Raw genomic sequence first — 15,379 nt, 5'->3', positions numbered from 1 at the left:
AAAGCGGCGAAGCGTTCCCCGAAGCCGGCGCAGAAGAAGTGGCGATGCACGGGCTCACCCCGCGGCGCGCCGTCGCTGCCGCAACGCTCGCCTACGCGATCGTCTTTTTCGTGCTGGGAGCAGCTCGTTACGCGACGTTTCACTCGGGTGCCGATCTCGGATTGTTCGTGCAAACGATCGCGACCGCGTTCCACGGCTTTCACAACACGGTCGAAGGCACGTCGCATTTCGCCTACCATTTCTCACCGATTCTGTACGTGCTGGCGCCACCGTTGTGGCTTGCTCACTCGCCGCTCGTGCTCGTCGCCGCGCAAGCGATCGCGACCGCCCTCGTCGCACCTCCGTTGTTCGCGATCGCGCGTCGCAGAACCAGCGACTGGAGCGCTGCTGCGCTCGCCTGCGTCGCGCTGCTCTATCCGCCGCTCCAGGGCGTCACCTTCACCGATTTTCACGAAGTAGCGTTCGTGCCGGCGGCCATCGCAGCTCTACTGTGGGCCATCGATGCACGCCGTTTCGGTTGGGCCGCCCTGTTCGCGGCCGTCGCGCTCGCATCGAAAGAAGATCAGTCCACCGCCCTCGCGTTCGTCGGCCTCGTCGGTGCCGTGTATTTCGCACAACGCAAAGAACGCAGCGCCACCGTTTTCAGCATCGCGCTGTTCGCGGCGTCGATCGTCGTGTTTGCGACGTACTTCACCGCCATTCGAGCGTTGGCGGGCGCACCGGGGGGTTGGGTACCGCAACACTTCTACGAATGGGCCGGCTATGCGAAAGCGTTGCCGTGGCAAACGCAGATCTTCGGCCGCATCACGTATTTGCTCGAAGCGTTCGTGCCGCTGGCCTTCGTACCGTTGCGCTCGCGCACGCTAGTGCTTGCGTTACCCGGCTTTGCCGAAGTGCTGGCTTCGCGCGAGCCGCTCACCTACACCATGGGCCAGCATTACGCCGCAGTCTGGGTGCCGTACGTGCTGGTGGCGTTCGTCATCGCCGGGGCGCGACTGTTCGAACGCTCGCAACCTGGCGGTCGCCGTTGGACCTGGACAGCCGCCGCACTCTGTACCGTCGTGTCGATCGCGTTCAGCCCATTACACATCGGTCATTTCGTGCGCGTGCCAAACGCACGCGATGCCGAAACCACTGCGATGCTGCAAAGCCTTCCGCCAACCGCGACCATCGGCACCTACGACGAACTGTTTTCGCACTTGGGATTCGATCCCAATGCGCGCATCGGCGTGCGCAGCATGCCCGAGTACATCGTCTATGACCAGCACTATGCGTCGGCAGCGTGGGACGGAGTTCACTTGCCGGTCGTCCGGCGCGCCCGGCAGCAAGGCTTGTATGCGGTTGTCTCGGACCACGACGACATCGTCGTCTTACGTCGCACCCGCTAGCGCGCTTTTCGGCAAGGGCGCCCTGTGCTACAATCGGGGCACCGTGGAGGCGCTTAGCAACACCCCGCATATGGCGAAAAACTACCGGCTCGTGCACGAGATCGTGCACGGTCAGGGCCCCGGCGTACACCTCACCATGGCACAGATTCACGATTTGGCCGCACAACGCAAACCCGGCCTTGGATTCACCACGGTGTATCGCGCGCTCACCAAGTTGCGCGATCTCGGGCTGGTGTCCGAAATCATACTCCCGGGCGCCGACCGGGCGTTTTACGAAGCGGTCGCTCCGGCGCACGCGCATTTCCGCTGCGACGTCTGCGGGCGCGTCGACGACATCGAGTATTTGCCGCCCGAACAGAGCGTGCGCGAACTTGCCGGAAAATACGGGATCGAAGTCCGCGAAACGCTATTGAGCCTGCACGGTCTGTGCGCCGGCTGTCGGGCAGTCGCCGCAACGCCCGCCACCGCTTCTTAGCGCAGCAGACTTTCGCCGCTCGCGACGATCGCGTCGTCGGCTGGTCGCGGATTCCAACCGAGTACGGTGCGCGCTTTTTCTGAATTCGTCCGCCGGACGATGCCCAGTTGCGGCAACCATCCTGCTGCCTGCGGATTCTCGGTAGCGATGTGCCGCGCATCGGCTTCGGTCAACTCGGTGTGCGGTGCTTTCACGGCGCGCTCGCCTAAGCCGTGATGCAGCGCTTTGGCGACATCCAGAAGCGACAGTGGTTCGCCCGCCACCGCTATGAATCGCTCGCCGGCCGCTTGCGGCGTCGTCGCAGCACGCAGCAATAGATCTGCGACGTCGCGCACGTCGACCACGCCGAAATAGATCGGCGGGGCGACCGGCATATAGCCGTCGAGCATCGATTTAATGATACCGATGGAGCTCGACGTGCCGGTGCGTAGTGCGGGCCCGAAAATCCCGGCCGGGTTGACCGATACTAATTCGAGTCCGCGGCCTTCGCCTTCGACGAACCCCCAGGCCGCGCGTTCGGCCAACGTTTTCGATTTAACGTACGGCTGCACGTCGGCTGCATCGACGTTCGTCCAGCACTCTTCCAAAAATGGTCCGTCGCCGGCGTGCCCGTAGCCGATCGCACCGAACGACGATACATAGACCACACGCTTGACGCCGGCAGCGTGCGCCGCACGCAGTACACGCAACGTGCCGTCGCGTGCCGGCCGGATCAGGTCGTCTTCGTGGCCGGTGTGCTGGAGCGGAAACGGCGACGCGACGTGCAGGACGAACTCGCATCCTTCGACCGCTTCCTGCCAGCCGTCGTCGCTTTCCAGATCGGCAACGACGAACGATAAATGCTCGCCCGCGGCGACGCCTTCGGCGGCGACCATCTCGCGTACCGGGGCAGCGCGTGTGACGTCGCGCACGGTGGTTCGAACCGCGTAGCCGTTGCGAAGCAAGTGCAGAATCGCATGGCCGCCCACAAATCCGGTACCGCCGGTAACGAGGACCGTGTTCATAGTATGAACGTTCGCAATCTTCAGACTTCTTTCATTTCAATTAATTAGGCTTGCCTAAATTGTACCAATCGTTTTGCGATAACGTGCTGCTTTGAACGGAGATCTTGCTTGCTACCACAGATTCGCTCGACCGCCTGGCTCGCGAGCCTCACAACTCTAGGAAGTCTGCTGGCGTCCTGTTCGTCCTCCGGGTCGTCCACGATGATGCCTGCTGCCGCACCGGCAGCCGGATCCGCGGCCGCCAATCCCGACCTACGAAAAGGCGACTTGCTCTACGTTTCCAACAACGCCGCGGCTTCGGTGTTCGTGTACTCCTATCCCAAAGGCAAATTGATCGATCGTCTCACGGGCTTTACCAGTCCGACCGGCGAGTGCGTCGACGCAAAGGGCGACGTCTGGATCGTCGATGGCGGCGCCTCGCAGATCAGTGAATACGAACACGGCGGCAAGACGCCCGTCGTCACGTTACAAGATGCCGGTCAAACTCCGAACGGTTGTGCGGTCGACCCCAAGTCCGGAAATCTTGCGGTCACCAACTACGACTCCACATCCTTCGGACCGGGCAGCGTTTCTGTGTACGCCAAAGCGGAGGGCGATCCCACGGTGTACTCCGACTCGAATATTCACTTCATGCTGTGTGCCGGCTATGACAACAAGGGCAATCTCTTTGTTGATGGCGGCAATCCCAGCGGCCAGTTCCGTTACGCCGAATTGCAACGCGGAAAGACGACGTTCAAAGACATCACGCTCGACGCGCCGATCAACAGCGGTGGTTCGGTACAATGGGACGGCAAGAATATGACCGTCGCCGATGAAGGCGGCGATCTCGCTCCCGCGACGATCTATCAGACGAAGGGTTCGAAAGTCATCGGGTCGACGGTGCTGCAGGGAACCGGCGTCGTGTTTCAATCGTACATCGACGGCAACACGGTTGTCGCTCCCGACTACGTTAACAAATCGGTCAAGATATTTGCCTATCCGGAGGGTGGAGCGCAAACCGACGCGATCGGACACGCGAGCCAACCCTTCGCGGCCGTCGTTAGCCGGATCTAAAAAGTAATCGAGGTCAGGAAACATCGGCTCCGTCCGGCGGCGGGGTCGATGCTGTCTGGCTCACGTTTGGTAAGCGCAAGGAAAGCCCCTGAGGTGAACTCGAAGGGCTAGAACATGAAGACCTCGCCCGCGAGAAGCGATACGTCGCTTCAACCGCGAGTATTGGCGCATTACGGGCTCGTCGGCCCACTCATGGAAGCGAGTTTAGCGAACTCGCCGATCGTGTATTCCAACTACCCCGACGGACTGGATAAGCCGGCGGTCTATCACGTCACGCAGGTACCGCTGACACACACCAAATTGTTGTGGCTCATCCACGCTAAATACGCGATGTCGTTCTTTACCTGGGCTCCGCTCCCAGAAGACGACGAACGCTTGCGCTTCGGCCGGGTGCTGCTCGAGGGAGCCGGCACCGGGTTCGATCGGGTCAAACGTGCCGCAGCCGTCGTGCGCGACGTGCTGCTCGAGAAAGCCGGGTGGAAGTGCGTGCCGTTGATCGACGGCGGCAACGGCATCGCCTTGTGGATCCCGCTCGCGGATGCACCCCATGCCGCGCCGCTGCGGGCGCGCCTGCACGAACTGTGCGGAGAAGCCATCGCCCGCCATCCGGAGTTGATTTCGGGCGAGGCCAACACGCACGCCGACGGCCGAGTGCACGTCCACGTCTCCAGCAACGCCGCGCGCCGCTACAGTGCTGCACCCTATAGTTTGCGTCCGCCCGACCTCACCGTCTGCACGCCCGTGCGCTGGAACGAACTCGAGTCGCTGGCATCCGCCGGCGCATTTACCGATCGCGACATGCCCGCCCGGCTGCACGACGTCGGCGATGTGTTTGCGACGCAGGTCGAGCAGATGCCCAACCAGCGGCTCGACAGTGCGCCCATAACGATGAGCAATACACCGGCCCCGCACGGCCACGTGATCAAGGCCGCGATCGAGATTCTTTCCGATGGGAAAGCCCGTACGGCCGGCGAGATTCTGCACGAAGCCTTGCAACTCGCGTTGCTGACCGCCGACACCAAGCGCAAATACGTCTATACGGCGCTCACCGAATATATCGCGCGCCAGGTGGCGCACCAGCGGCGGGCGCCGTTTCTGCAGGACGAACAGCGGCGATTCCGCATCAACGAACCGGCCGACGATTGGCCCGATATCGAACCGGTGCCGCGCGACGAAGCCCAAGTGCGTGCGTTGATGGACCGGCTCGAGAAGACGGGATCGGGGGACGACCCGTTGGCTTTCGAAATCGCCGTATGCGACGCGTTCGCGCAGCTAGGCTTCTTAACGAAACACTGCGGCGGAGGTGGCGCGCCCGATGGCATTGCTGACGCGATCCTCGGCTCGCTCGGGTATCGCATAATCATCGAATGTAAGACATCTAAGCATCCCGTGAACCAAACGCAAGCGCCCGAAGAAGCCGCTAAGTTTCGTGACGAATATGCGGCGCAATACAGCGTATTGGCCGGACCGGAGTTTTCGTCCGAGCTCGAACTACTCGATGAGTTGCAAAACCACCGCGTCACGGCGTTCGCCGTGGCCGATCTGCAAACGCTGCTAGAACTCGATGCAACGGCGCTCGAGATAGAATCGCTGCTCTCGCCCGGTTACTGTAGCGATCGCATCGCCGACGTGCTGTGGCAACGGCGTCATGGAGCCGCCAAGCGCATCTCGACCATCGCGCACCTGATCGTGCAAACGGGCTGGAAGACGCAAGTTGTCGCCGCAAAACATACCAATTTGGGTGAGCGGCTGACGCTCGACGCCGCACACGACATGGTCGACCTCGCGCTCGACGACGACGGCAGCATGTTAGCCTGTATGCGTGCCGACATCGTGCGCGCGTTCGAAGTGCTGACCAGCGCGACCGACGGGCGCGCCGTGTGGGCCGACGAAGAGTGCTCGTCGATCGTCATCGTCCGCCCAGAATAAAGAAAAGGGGACTCGAATTGCCTCGACCATATGCCGCGACAGCAGTCGCATCTTTTGCGCTATTGTTTGCCGGATGTTCCGGCTCGTCAAACTCCGTCCAGCCGGCTGCGATCGCTCAAAGCGGCCCTTCCTCGAAGCTCGGACCGAAGGCTCCCAAGGGCGACTCGCTGTACGTTTCAGAGGAAAGCGGGCCCGCGGTGGTTGCCGTATATAGAGGCTCGCCACGTAAGCTCGTGCGCGCTATAGGCGAGCAGTCCACCGGGATGGCCTTCGATGCAGCCGGGCGGCTTTATATTGCGGGAATCTCGAGCGTGCTTGTTTACGCCAACGGCGGAAAGAAATTAGTTGAGACGATCTCGAAAAAACTACACTCGCCCCAACTCGTGGCTTTCGACGCCGACGGGAATCTGTACGTGGCGGATAAGAACGGCGTGGCAATTTTCCTAGGAGGCAAGGAACGCCGAATTAAGCGCATCCGAGTAAAGTTTGTCCAAGCTATTGCGTTAGATCCGCAAAACAATCTGTACGTTGCGTCAAACGAGCATCCCATCAGCGTATATGCCGAGGGCTCGACGACACCATTTCGAACGATATCGCAAGGCGTCGATTCCCCGGTAGCTCTTACCTTCGATAGCGCTGGAAACTTGTACGTGGCAAACGTCTTTACCACTGGCACGTGCGGTAAGAGTTCCAATGGGGGCTCTGTATCGGTCTACGCCCCGAATGGCTCGACGCCGATTCAGACGATAACTCCCGCTGACGGAATATGCAATCCGATCGCGTTTGCGTTCGATAGCGGCGGTAATCTATATGTCGCGAACTACATGGCTGGAACGTACGCCGGCAGTGTGACGGTCTATTCTCCAGGCAGTTTGAACCTACTTCGGACGATCACGGACGGAGTGGGCAATCCGCGCAGCCTAGCACTCGATAGCGCCGGAAAGCTGTACGTCGGCAATATGAGTATCAATCAGTATACCGGTGACGTCACGGTCTATGCCGCCAACAGCACGAACCTCATCCAGACAATGTCTTACAGTTCCAGAGCGTATCCGATCGATCTCGTAGTCGGGAAGTGATCAAACCGCTCGCGCTGGCGGCGATACTCATGGCCGCCGTCGGCGCGGCGAGCCCGTGCAGCAACGGCACGACGATCGATATGCAAGTGTGCTGGTCGAAGCGAAATGCAGCGGCGTCGGCCGAATTGAAGACGACCTACTCGGAGGCTATCGCCTACCTCAAATCATCACCCCGTCAAACAAGCGAGCTCGAAGCTTCCCAAGCCGCGTGGCTGGCGGTGCGTGCCAAGACGTGTTCGTTTCAATATCAATTATATAGCGGCGGATCGATCGCCCCACAGTTATTCATCGAGTGCAACGATACGGCCAGTCGCACGCGCGCGGCGGAACTATCGGCATTTACCAAAAGGACGGCGCATGTGAGCGAGCAGCCGGTATCGCAGGTCGCTGAGGTGCGTTTGAGCCGGATGGTTCGCTTGTATAACGAGCGGCTGAATCCGCCGCAACGAGCCCAGCTGGCCGCGTCGCAGCGCGCCTGGTTGGGGTATCGAGATGCATGGTGCGCGCTGGCCGGCGGCACGTGCGAGACTCGGCTTACAGAGGATCGCGTAAATCAACTCGAATCAACATGGGTCGGCGAAACGTTTTGGAGCTAAACGCTCAGCGCAGATAATCTTCCACGTCGACGTACGTGAGATGCGGGTTGAGCTGCACGAACTGGCGCAGAAGAAACTTGTGCCCCTGGCCCATGATGACTGCGACGCGATCGCCGGGCTCTACGACGCTCAAGATATTCGAGTAGATATATGTGTTGCGCGTGTACCACTGCGCAGTATACGCTGCTCCGGCATCGGCAGCCGATCTGCCGTTACCCGCCATTACCGCATACCATGACGCGTTTGCCGTGATTGCTTCATCGGTATTGAGGAAGCGCAGCAATTCGAGGTAGGTGCCGTGTTGCTCTAGGTCCGCCTGGCGCGCGAGCAACGCGTCGAACGGCACACTTGGAACGTTCTTGAAGTTGGCCTCGAGATATGCGTCGATGCGCTTCCCGTCGGCGCTGCTATCGTCGATCAGCGTGGGGCCGAATGTGTCGATGGGATAAATGGTCGTATTCGCGCATGCCTCCGCTAGGCGGAACCCAAATTGATACACCTCGTTCGCCGGAAGCGTGAACGTACCAGCTCGGTACTCTAGGTACCGCTGATTCCAAACGGGATCGCCGTAGGTTTCCTCGACCAGCACTTTATTCGGCTTGAAACGCGCGAGACGGTCGACCACTTCGCGAATCTGCGCCTGCCTTCCGGCCGAGAGCGGGCTGTCGGTAAACGTCGAGTTGTGCACGTCGTTTTTCGCCACAAAGTGGGCCACCCCAACGATCATGACGCGCGCGGTCGGGGGATTCTCCGCGGAGACGCTCGGCCTTGGCGCGATGCAAACCGCGAACGTGAGCAGAAGCGCGCCCCCGCGCGCTAACAGTTGCGGCAACATCCAGGTCACCCCACCGATACGGGTTTGCCCGGCTGAATGTTTCCGCGCGGAACGGGCTGGCGCTCGGATCCTTCGATTCGAGCGCGAGATTCGGCATTACATGCTGCTCTTCGAGTGGCCCTCGGCGTCGAAGTTATAGACGGCGGCTAAGTCGTGCATCGCTTGATTGAGCACGGCGTGATAGTCGGCGTCTTGCGCGATTCCGTACTTGGCGTCGATGTCGGTCATGACTTGTTCGTGGATACCGTGCGAAACGGCGCGATCCAACATCACTTCCACGCTAAAACCGTTACCAGTCTGGCCCGCCGCCCATAGAGCGCCGGCCAGCGCCTTGCCGTTTGACGGGCTGGGATTCGGCGTCGACGGAAGCGCCACGCCTTTCGCTTTGGCGATCTTAAGTGCATCGCTGACGACGAACGGAAAGATCGTTACGAAGTTCGTTACTTTGTCGGCTCCGAATTTCTTCGTGAGCGAAGCGACCTCGGCTTGGGTTTTGTCGCCAGCCAACACTTTGACCAACGTAATGGTCTTAAAGTTCGACGGACCACCGCCGGCGATGATCATCGACAGCGTCACGGGTAACGCGGGCGGTCCGGTGTACACGCCGGGGCCGGAAAAGCGCGACGGCGCATCGGTGACGTTCGGCAGCCAAGTTCCGGCCGCGCCGGCCGGTGCCGAGCTGAGAAGTGCGAACGCGGCAGCGAATGAGGTCAATGTAGCAAGTTTCATTACGATTGTATCTCCTTTGAAGTTGCGATGCTTGCGGAAATGAAATAGCGTGCGAGGTCGACGATCGCCGGCTGTGCCGTACGAACTGCAGATGCGTGTTCTCCCTGGATGCGGCCGGCGATCGCCCATCGGTCGTCGCTGAGAACGACTAGCGATCGTTGCGTGTCGTCGCCGGCAGCGGCCGCGTTTCGCCGGTAGATGGTGCCCATGCACCCGCCACATGGCCGTTCGCACGACGCCATGCAAACGCTCACCACGCTCGTCCCGCGCCGAAACGCGATCTCGGCTTGTTCGCCTACCGCAGCGGCTTCGTTAGGATAGAGCGCGATGGCGATGCTCGATTGCGCCGTCGATACCGCGTCTCGCGTTGCCGCCAGTAGTTGGTCGTAGCCGTCGATTTCCCAAATCGGCTCTGCAACGACGGGCTCGGCGATCGTGGTAAGAAGGCTTGTCGCATGCGATATCGCCGCGCTCAGGTCGGCCTGCAAAACGTCGCCCAAGTGGCCCGGCGAAACGGCGACGAAAAGTCCGCGGCCGGGACCGGGTCGGCGCGTAACCGCCTTGCGATCGATCAGACGATCGAGCACGTCGTAGATATTGCCACGCGGCACCCCCGAGCGCTTAGCGATCTCGTAGCCGTTCGCCGTGCCCGCTCCCAGCAGTGCGACGTATGCCCGTGCCTCGTACGCTGAAAAGCCTAGTCCAATCAGTGCCTGTTCGGAATGATCCATGGTCGGTAGTAGTGGTTCGAACAACTACTATCCTTCTCCGCCGACGAAGACGGGGCTCTACGGGTGCGCTTTGCTTACTACAACGCCGTAGAGTGTCACATAGATGTCGCCGCCGGTCCGAAATGCTTTGATAGGATTGCCGCCACGCGGGAAGGCCCACGATCGGAGGTTTTGTGCGTTCCCCTGGGGTCCGGCTGTCGGTCCAATGACGAACTTGCCGTCGAGAAAGAACTGCCCGAAGAACGGTCCGAGCACGTAGTTGCGAAGCGCAACCGAGCCGACGATCTTCGCATTTTTAGCAACAATTTTCACAATGGCGAGATGTGTTGGCTTCTGGTCGTACTCTTTGTTCGCGATGACAAAACGCCGGCCGTCCCACGCAATGCTGTCGGCAGCCAGCGTCCCATCGATCGGAATCGTCCGAAGCGATCTAGCGCTAGCTTCGAGCTCTGCTAATCGCGCAGAACCGCCGTCGGTAACGAACAGGTTGCCGCTCGAATCGTACGCGCAGAAATGAAAAGATGTAAAATCTGAATCTGCGTAGATCAGTGGCGAGCCTTTCGCCCGAGCATAGAGAGCAACGTTCCCGTTGAAGTTCGCCACTGCGAGGTTGCCCGTTCTGGGATCGACCGCGCAACCGTTCGGTAGGTACGGATCGCTTAATGTCTGGATCGGCACAGCTCCACCGTGCGCGTACTCGAGGATCTCCGGCGGAATCTGATTCGTGATGAAAACATTGCCCGCCGGGTCGACGCACTCGCCCGTTGGATATCGAAAGTTATTGAGTTCTCCAAGCAGTTGGCCAGTGGCGTAGGAAAATACGTACACCGTTATGCCTTGCTCGTCGGATGCATAAACCAAATCCTGTTGTTTTGCATCCGAAAGCGCGTTCGGGCGAACGGCCGGCAATTGGGCACCTGGCGGCGAGTGAAAGCCCGCGCAAGCGCTTAGCAGCATCGCGCCGGAACACCAGAGAATAACGAATCGCCACATCGTAACGCGCTATAGACCGGAACGGCCGCTGCCGCCCATAACGAACGGGATGTTATCTGGCGTCATGATTTTGGCTATGCCCCTGACTAACGCGCTGGCGACGCCCGGCGGCGGCGTATCAGCTTGCGCGCCGACCCACGCAACGATCGTCACGCCTTTCGCTGGAAAGTAATATTCGGCCGTGTTATATCCCGGAAGGCCGCCGGTGTAACCATACCAGCCCGCGCTGCAGACCAACGCCAACCCGAAATACAGATTACCATCGCCGGTGTAGACGCACGACTTGAGCGCCTTGTACGTTGCCGCCTTGCTGATTTTACCCGTCGCGTACATCTGAATCCAACGTCTCATATCGGCCATGTTTGAAATCATCCGCCCGGCCGCACCCATCAGCTCGACTGGAATCGTTCCGCTGATGTCTTTCCACGTGCGGCTTTTCGTCAATCCGTACCCGTGCGCCCAGGGTTCGGGCATGCCTTCGGTATCCGGATACGACGTATTGGCGAGGCCGTATGGCTCGAGAAGGCGCGTGCGGATCTGGTCGCCGACCGTGTCGTGGGTCAGCTTTTCTATAATAATCCCGAGCAGTAAATAATTGGTATTGCTGTAGTGATAGCCGGCGCCGGGCGCAAAGTACGGTTTCTGGCGCAACGCCCACGCAATTGTTTGACGCGGCGAAAATGTCGCGCCCCGTTCGAGCGACCCTTGCTGGAGTCGCGGGTCGTCGTACGCTTCCACCAAGCCGCTGCGCATGTCGCATAACTGACGAACCGTGATCTTGTCGCCGTTCGGAACGTTGAGACCCAGATCGAAGTGCGACACGGTGTCGTCGAGGCCGAGCTTGCCCTGGTCCACGAGTTGCAGAATGATGGCGACGACGAACGTCTTCGTGTTACTGCCGATCCGGAAGTGGTCCGCTATCGACATCGGGCGTTTAGTCGTAACGTCTGCGTATCCGTAGCCGCGTTGATACGACGCACCATTCCCGTCCCACACGCCGATCAGCACGCCTGGTACCGGCGTTTTCCCGCCGTAGGTCGCACGCACGCTCTGTACGACGGCATCGATTCGGCGCCGCACGGCGGCGTCCGCAGGCGATGGCGTACCAGTTAGCGCGGCGTTCGCGGGCATTGCCGGAACTGCGCTTCCCGCTAGCGCTAGCAGCATCGCAACAGTTATCGCACGCATCGACGCCCTCCTCAAGCAAGCTTAGTGAATCGATCGTTCTCGTTAGCCGGGCGATGTCTTTGTGACGTAGGTCATGAATATAGTAGCGAAGGCGCGCTCGCGCGTAACGAGAATCTACAAACGCATGACGTCTTTGAGAATTCGGCTGCTTTCCGCGGTCGCGACGCTCGGCATGTTGTCGGCATGCAACGGCGCTGCGACGTCGACTGTTCCGTCCGCGGCGCAACTGTCGACGCGCACGGTCGGTCCCGGTCAAAGCGCGAGCGGCGGAAAAATTAAGCACGTCATTCTCATGATTCAAGAGAATCGTTCGTTTAACGATTTCTTCGCAACGTTTCCCGGCGCTACGGGTGCGACGAGCGGCTATTACTTAAAGAAGACGGGCAACAAATATGTAAAGACCGCGGTGGCGCTCACCGAAGGTGGGCTGCCCGCGCCCGACATCAATCACGATTCTCACGCATACAACGTGGCGTGCGACGGCAGAGAATACGTGTATCCGAAGACGTCGTGCGACATGGATGGCTTCAACCTCGAAGGTATCCTCGGCAACAATCCGGCCGGATTGGCACCCTATCAATATGCGAGTCCGGCGTCGATTGCGCCCTATTGGACGATGGCCAAGACCTACGGTTTGGCCGACATGCTGTTCCAAACGCAAGGCAGCGGCAGTTTCACCGCTCATCAAGACTTCGTGCACGGCGACACGGTCTATCCCAACACGGCGTGCGGCGGAACCGGACCGAACTGTACGTTGATCGACTTTCCGACCGACGGGGAGAACTGGGGATGCGCCGCACCGCCTGCGACCACCACGCAACTGTTAACATTTGAGGGCAAGTACCTCGTTAATGCGGGCCCGTTCCCGTGCTTAACCTATCCCAACAAAACGATGCCCGATCTGCTCGATGCCGCCGGCGTCAGCTGGAAATACTACACGCCGCCATACAAGAACCATACCAACGGTGCGCTGTGGAACGCGATGGCAACGCTGTCGCCGATCTATAACGGACCCGACTGGAAGAGCGACGTTTCGATCCCGCAAAGCAATATTCTCAAAGACATCGCCGGCGGAACGCTGCCGTCGATGAGCTGGGTGATCCCGACCGAAGCGGACTCCGATCATCCCCACGGACCGAAAGCGCAATACGACGGACCGGAGTGGATCGCGTCGGTCGTCAACGCCGTGGGCAAGAGCAGCTACTGGGATTCGACCGCGATTATCGTTACCTGGGACGACTGGGGCGGCTTTTTCGATCCGGTCGAGCCGGCACACTTCGATAACCAAGGCGGCCTCGGCTTCCGCGTGCCGATGCTCGTGATTTCACCCTATGTCAAAAAGGGCACGCTATCGCATACCCAGTACGAGTTCGCCAGCATCCTCCGATTCGTCGAAGACAACTTCGCGTTGGGCCAAATGGGAACGCCGAGCAATCCCGATCGCGACGCCAGCGTCACCTCGATCGCCGATATGTTCAAGTTCACGATTCGTCCGCGTACGTTCGTCGAGATTCCGTCGAGCCTCAACGAGGCACATTTCTTGCACGAACCGGTTACGTATGCGCCGGTGGACCGGGAGTAGTCGTTGGAAGGTTGAAACAATCGACATGCACCCAGTAGAAGTCGGCGTTGATAATATTTTCGGCAGTGCCTTCGCAGTCGCTGCCCGCATAGACGTCGCGAACGTAGTCGACAACACCACGTGAGCCGAGACGGCGCGGGTAGTAGGCGATCGCAGTCCAACAAGGGCATATGATGTCGGCGTCCATTAGCAAATGGGCGGCCGGCGTGCCGGCGCGCATCTGAGCCGAGAACTCGCGCTGCAACTGCGATAATTCGTGCGCGTTGGCTATGGCCGAACCGCCCCACAGTGCGGCGTACAATGCGAACGGCACGGCTGCATGAACGGCAACAAGCCGCGCGTCCGTACGAATCCATGCCTTGCGGGCTGCAGCGACCGACCACGCGCCTGCGAAGGCGAACGGAAAGCCGTATGGGATGAGACAAAATGGCGTAGCAAAAATTCCTTGCGACCGGAAATACGGACACAGCAAATCGCCGCCCGCCAATACTGAAACGACAATCGCCCAATAGGGGAGAGGCACCGGAATGCTTTTCGCAAAAATGAAGAAGAACGCCAGAAACCCGAAGAGCACGAGCCAAAGCAGCGCGCCCAACAAGAACACCGACCATCCGACCGAGTACGCAAAAATCGGATGAAAGACGAACGCAACCGCGCACGTCGCAACGAAGAAGATAATCTCGAGTTTCTTCACGCGTATCGATCCTCTACTCGCAGAGCTGCGAGACAAAATAGTAGGTCCGGGCGAAACGCGTTACGCTGATCATACAGTCTTTCTGACCGTCCCGTACGATCTCAGCGATTCGCCCTGGGCCAACGTGCTTCCAATCGTCGACCACGAAGTTCCAGCAACTACAGATCGGTGTACCGGTCCAGACGACGTGCACGGCGATATCCGGACGTTTGGGCGGCAGTAAGAACGCCTTGGTGCCGTCTCTCGGATACCCGCTGCTGGTAGCCGGATGTTTTATCGCCGTCTGCATCTTCGGCCGCAGCAATTCCGCGTCGAGTGCGTCGTAGGCGTGATCGGTTTCTCCGCAGGTTCTCGAGACGTCGTAATCATCGGCCGATACGATTCGATTGAGTCGGACGGAACAGCCGTAACCGCCGTCGCGGCGCAGCAGAAGCAACGCTTGGGATTCGCCGACGTTGCTTCCATCGTGGACGATAAACCTCCGACAGTCGCAGAGCAAACTACCTGGATCTAACTGATACGCACTAAGCTGTGGAGCATCATGTGGAATGCCGCGAGCCGAAACGGCCATGAGGGAAAGCGACGTCGTCACCAGCCGGTCTGCCAGTTGGCCGCCAATCAGATAGCAAAGGGCGATTGAAATGGGAACGGCGGCGTACGCAAACGCAGCCCGCGCTCGCCGCTTGGTCGCACCGACGGCTTCGACCGCCGCCCACATGCTAATGGTAAAAAAGGGGAAGCCGTACGGCATGATACCGAACAGAAACGAGCCGATCGCATCGAGATCAGAGAGTCTTCCGTCCCAAAGATGCGGATTCAGGAGCGAACCTAAAACGGTAGCCGTCAGGAGCGCTCGAGTGGACAACGGCAGTTCGATCTCCCGCGCGACCTTTGCGAGAACGATAAACGCCGTGATTGCAATGAGATCGAGGAAGAAGCCGAGTAGCAACGCGGTCGAAAACTCGGCGTATAAAAAAAGCGGCTGAAAAAGTAGCGCCGCCAGGCAGGTGCCGCCAAAGCACGTCCACGCAACGATTGATAAAACTTTGTATGGCAAAGTATATGTCCGCAAATACGGCGTGTTTTGTCGAACGATCATCGGC

The 15,379-nt window shown here is 59.8% G+C and carries 15 protein-coding genes; 7 read left to right on the top strand and 8 right to left on the bottom strand.

Features of this window, described 5'->3' with window-relative positions:
* Nucleotides 1–44 precede the first annotated feature (44 nt).
* A complete protein-coding gene (locus tag VGF98_00595) occupies nucleotides 45–1,388 on the top strand; it encodes a DUF2079 domain-containing protein (protein ID HEY1680125.1) in 1,344 nt (447 codons plus the stop codon).
* 70 nt (nucleotides 1,389–1,458) lie between these two features.
* Complete coding sequence (locus VGF98_00590) at nucleotides 1,459–1,863, top strand: Fur family transcriptional regulator (protein HEY1680124.1); 405 nt, start codon at nucleotides 1,459–1,461, stop codon at nucleotides 1,861–1,863.
* Here the strand turns inward: VGF98_00590 and VGF98_00585 are convergent.
* A complete protein-coding gene (locus tag VGF98_00585; GenBank protein HEY1680123.1) occupies nucleotides 1,860–2,867 on the bottom strand; it encodes an NAD-dependent epimerase/dehydratase family protein in 1,008 nt (335 codons plus the stop codon). The genes VGF98_00590 and VGF98_00585 overlap by 4 nt on opposite strands.
* Before the next feature lie 201 nt (nucleotides 2,868–3,068).
* Here VGF98_00585 and VGF98_00580 point away from each other — a divergent pair, with 201 nt between their 5' ends.
* The 4 genes from VGF98_00580 to VGF98_00565 all read left to right on the top strand — a co-directional run bounded on the left by VGF98_00580 (nucleotide 3,069) and on the right by VGF98_00565 (nucleotide 7,524).
* The gene (locus tag VGF98_00580; GenBank protein ID HEY1680122.1) at nucleotides 3,069–3,920 is read left to right on the top strand and encodes a hypothetical protein; all 852 of its coding nucleotides are present in this window, start codon (nucleotides 3,069–3,071) and stop codon (nucleotides 3,918–3,920) included.
* Nucleotides 3,921–4,034: 114 nt separating this feature from the next.
* Complete coding sequence (locus tag VGF98_00575) at nucleotides 4,035–5,849, top strand: hypothetical protein (GenBank protein HEY1680121.1); 1,815 nt, start codon at nucleotides 4,035–4,037, stop codon at nucleotides 5,847–5,849.
* A 233-nt stretch (nucleotides 5,850–6,082) separates the two neighbouring features.
* Nucleotides 6,083–6,928: a hypothetical protein gene (locus VGF98_00570; protein HEY1680120.1), complete on the top strand. Its 846-nt coding sequence runs from the start codon at nucleotides 6,083–6,085 to the stop codon at nucleotides 6,926–6,928.
* Nucleotides 6,925–7,524 (top strand): lysozyme inhibitor LprI family protein, encoded by a 600-nt coding sequence (locus tag VGF98_00565; protein HEY1680119.1) that lies wholly within the window; start codon nucleotides 6,925–6,927, stop codon nucleotides 7,522–7,524. Before VGF98_00570 ends, VGF98_00565 begins: the two co-directional genes overlap by 4 nt.
* Nucleotides 7,525–7,528: 4 nt before the next feature.
* Here VGF98_00565 and VGF98_00560 read toward each other — a convergent pair whose 3' ends face one another.
* From VGF98_00560 to VGF98_00540, 5 genes are all read right to left on the bottom strand, one after another.
* A complete protein-coding gene (locus VGF98_00560) occupies nucleotides 7,529–8,359 on the bottom strand; it encodes a DUF5694 domain-containing protein (GenBank protein HEY1680118.1) in 831 nt (276 codons plus the stop codon).
* Nucleotides 8,360–8,455: 96 nt separating this feature from the next.
* Nucleotides 8,456–9,088 (bottom strand): hypothetical protein, encoded by a 633-nt coding sequence (locus VGF98_00555; protein ID HEY1680117.1) that lies wholly within the window; start codon nucleotides 9,086–9,088, stop codon nucleotides 8,456–8,458.
* Nucleotides 9,088–9,819: a helix-turn-helix domain-containing protein gene (locus tag VGF98_00550; GenBank protein HEY1680116.1), complete on the bottom strand. Its 732-nt coding sequence runs from the start codon at nucleotides 9,817–9,819 to the stop codon at nucleotides 9,088–9,090. Before VGF98_00550 ends, VGF98_00555 begins: the two co-directional genes overlap by 1 nt.
* Nucleotides 9,820–9,876: 57 nt before the next feature.
* Complete coding sequence (locus VGF98_00545) at nucleotides 9,877–10,812, bottom strand: hypothetical protein (GenBank protein ID HEY1680115.1); 936 nt, start codon at nucleotides 10,810–10,812, stop codon at nucleotides 9,877–9,879.
* Nucleotides 10,813–10,821: 9 nt separating this feature from the next.
* The gene (locus VGF98_00540) at nucleotides 10,822–12,000 is read right to left on the bottom strand and encodes a serine hydrolase domain-containing protein (GenBank protein HEY1680114.1); all 1,179 of its coding nucleotides are present in this window, start codon (nucleotides 11,998–12,000) and stop codon (nucleotides 10,822–10,824) included.
* 124 nt (nucleotides 12,001–12,124) lie between these two features.
* Here VGF98_00540 and VGF98_00535 point away from each other — a divergent pair, with 124 nt between their 5' ends.
* Nucleotides 12,125–13,582 carry an alkaline phosphatase family protein gene (locus VGF98_00535; protein HEY1680113.1) on the top strand — a complete coding sequence of 486 codons (1,458 nt, stop codon included), beginning with the start codon at nucleotides 12,125–12,127 and terminating at the stop codon, nucleotides 13,580–13,582.
* Here VGF98_00535 and VGF98_00530 read toward each other — a convergent pair.
* The gene (locus tag VGF98_00530; protein HEY1680112.1) at nucleotides 13,554–14,276 is read right to left on the bottom strand and encodes a hypothetical protein; all 723 of its coding nucleotides are present in this window, start codon (nucleotides 14,274–14,276) and stop codon (nucleotides 13,554–13,556) included. The two genes, VGF98_00535 and VGF98_00530, sit on opposite strands and share 29 nt — an antisense overlap.
* Before the next feature lie 13 nt (nucleotides 14,277–14,289).
* Nucleotides 14,290–15,375 carry a hypothetical protein gene (locus VGF98_00525; GenBank protein HEY1680111.1) on the bottom strand — a complete coding sequence of 362 codons (1,086 nt, stop codon included), beginning with the start codon at nucleotides 15,373–15,375 and terminating at the stop codon, nucleotides 14,290–14,292.
* Between the last annotated feature and the right edge of the window lie 4 nt (nucleotides 15,376–15,379).

Origin of the sequence: Candidatus Tumulicola sp., from assembly GCA_036490475.1 — a bacterium.
Lineage (GTDB): Bacteria > Vulcanimicrobiota > Vulcanimicrobiia > Vulcanimicrobiales > Vulcanimicrobiaceae > Tumulicola.
Note: the sequence above shows the minus strand (reverse complement) of the source record. Positions and strands in the feature narration are given on the sequence as shown.